This window comes from Spirillospora sp. NPDC046719, from assembly GCF_040645715.1.
In the GTDB taxonomy this organism is placed as follows: Bacteria; Actinomycetota; Actinomycetes; order Streptosporangiales; family Streptosporangiaceae; genus Spirillospora.
Map to the genome: position 1 here is coordinate 1 of NZ_JBEYYT010000786.1, position 2,449 is coordinate 2,449.

Genomic DNA, 2,449 nt, shown 5'->3' on the forward strand with positions numbered 1-2,449 from the left:
GCCCCCGCGCCGCTGCCCGCCGCGTCCGAGACCGACCTCGGCGAGGCGGCGCTGCTGCCCGGGCTCGTCGACACCCACGTCCACGTCAACGAACCGGGCCGCACCGAATGGGAGGGGTTCGCGACCGCGACCCGCGCCGCCGCCGCGGGCGGCGTCACCACGCTCGTCGACATGCCGCTGAACTCGCTGCCCCCGACCGTCTCCGTCGCCGCGCTCGCGGCCAAGCGCGCCGCCGCCGCCGGGAAGCTGCACGTCGACGTCGGGTTCTGGGGTGGCGCGATCCCGGGGAATGTCCCGTCGCTGCGCGGGCTGCACGACGACGGGGTCTTCGGGTTCAAGTGCTTCGCGTCCGACTCCGGCGTGCCCGAGTTCCCGCCGCTGTCCCCGGACGAGATGCGGGACGCGTTCCGCGAGATCGCCTCGTTCGGCGGGCTCGTCATCGTGCACGCCGAGGACCCGACCGCCCTCACCGCACCGGCGGACGGCGGGTACCCGGCGTTCCTCGCGTCCCGCCCGCCGGCCGCCGAGCGCCGCGCCGTCGAGCGGGTGATCCGGCTCGCCCGGGAGACCGGCGTGCGCGCCCACATCCTGCACCTGTCCGCCGCCGACTGCCTCGAACCCCTCGCCGAGGCCCAGGCGGACGGCCTGCCCGTCACCGCCGAGACCTGCCCGCACTACCTCGTCCTGTCCGACGGCGAGGCGGACGCGCCCGCCTACAAGTGCTGCCCGCCGATCCGCGACCCGGTCAACCGCGACGCGCTGTGGCGGGGCCTCGCGTCCGGCGTCATCTCCTGCGTGGTCAGCGACCATTCGCCCTCCACGCCTGAGCTGAAACAGGGCGACTTCGCCACCGCGTGGGGCGGGATCTCCTCGCTCCAACTCGGCCTCCCCGCCGTCTGGACGGCCGCCCGCGCGCGCGGGCACGACCTCGCGACCGTCGTCCGCTGGATGGCCGAAGCTCCCGCCGACCTCGCCGCCGTCCCCGGCAAGGGCCGCATCGCCGTCGGCAACGACGCAGACCTCGTCGCGTTCGACCCCGACGCCGCCTTCACCGTCGACCCCGCCCGGCTGCACCACCGCCATCCCGTCACCCCGTACGAGGGCCGCACCCTCACCGGGACCGTCCGCACGACCTGGCTGCGCGGCGCCGTCGCCGGCGGCGCGCCGGCCGGCCGCGTGCTCGCCCGCAAGGAGGCGCCTTGAGCGACTTCACGTCCCTTCCCGACCTGGCCGTCCGCACCCTGGGCGGCTCGGTCACGGCCGCCAGCGACGAGTCCTTCGAGGAGAAGGAGAACCTGGTCAACCCGTGGCCGCCGGCGTTCCGGCCCGGCACGTTCGGCCCGAAGGGCCAGGAGTACGACGGCTGGGAGACCCGCCGCCGCCGCGAGCCCGGCCACGACTGGGCGCTGGTCCGGCTCGGCCTGCCCGGCGTGATCCGCGGCGTCGTCATCGACACCGCCTGGTTCAAGGGCAACTACCCGCCGCACGCGTCCGTCGAGGCGTGCGCGGTGGACGGGTACCCCGCCGACCCGTCCGCCGAGACCCGCTGGGTGGAGATCGTCCCGAAGAGCCCGCTGGAGGGCGACACCGCGCACGCCTTCCCGGTGGACGCCGAGCGCCTCTCCACCCACGTCCGGCTGAACATGTTCCCGGACGGCGGGATCGCGCGGATCCGCGTGCACGGCGACGTCGTCCCCGACCCCGCGTTCCTGACCGGGATGACCGTCGACCTGGCCGCGCTGGAGAACGGCGCCCGCGTCCTCGACTGCTCCGACATGTTCTACTCGTCGCCGGACAACATGCTCTTCCCCGGCCTGCCCCGCAACCAGGCCGAGGGCTGGGAGACCGCGCGCCGCCGCGCGCCCGGCAACGAGTGGGCGCTCGTCCGGCTGGCCGCCCCCGGCACGATCCGGGTGGCCGAGATCGACACCACGCACCTGAAGTTCAACGCGCCCGCCGAGGTCTCCCTCACCGCGCCCGACGGCACGGTGCTGCTCCCGCGGACCCGCCTCCGGCCCGACGCCCGGCACCGCTTCCGCGTGGACACGCCCGAGGTCTCGCACGTCCGCGTGGACATCCACCCCGACGGCGGCCTGGCCCGCCTCCGCCTCTGGGGCCACCTCAGCGCCGAGGGCGAGCGGCGGCTGGCCGAGAGGCATCGCCGCCTCCTGCGGTAGCCGCCGGACGGCCCCGCACGCCCGGTCACGCCTGTCACGCTGTCACGCCTGGGGGCGCATCCCGTCGCGGACGACGGCGACGACGCGGTCGAGGCCGTCCGGGTCGGTGCCGCGCGCGAGGCAGCCCGCCATCAGGGCCTTGACGTCCGGGTAGGTGAGGCCGGCGCGGACGGCGCCGGGGGGGGGCGGGGGCTGGCGGTGGTGCGAGCGAGGGTGCCGGGGGGGTGTCTGGGGACCCGGCCGCGGCGGGGGGGGCGTGTTGAGGTCGGGGC

2 protein-coding genes and 1 pseudogene are annotated in these 2,449 nt (G+C 76.2%); 2 read left to right on the forward strand and 1 reads right to left on the reverse strand.

Translation table 11 applies throughout. The features are described from left to right. Together allB and alc are read left to right on the forward strand one after the other, a co-directional pair. On the forward strand, nt 1–1,203 hold a 1,203-nt coding region (gene allB / locus ABZ914_RS50195), incomplete at its 5' end, for an allantoinase AllB (protein ID WP_500201650.1). Beyond that, entirely contained in the window at nt 1,200–2,177 is a 978-nt protein-coding gene (alc, locus tag ABZ914_RS50200; protein WP_500201651.1) for an allantoicase, read from the forward strand. The genes allB and alc, both read left to right, overlap by 4 nt. A 42-nt stretch (nt 2,178–2,219) precedes the next feature. On the opposite strand, the pseudogene ABZ914_RS50205 reads toward alc, so the two are convergent. After that, nucleotides 2,220–2,449 (reverse strand): annotated as a pseudogene (locus tag ABZ914_RS50205) (hypothetical protein); the annotation flags it as partial.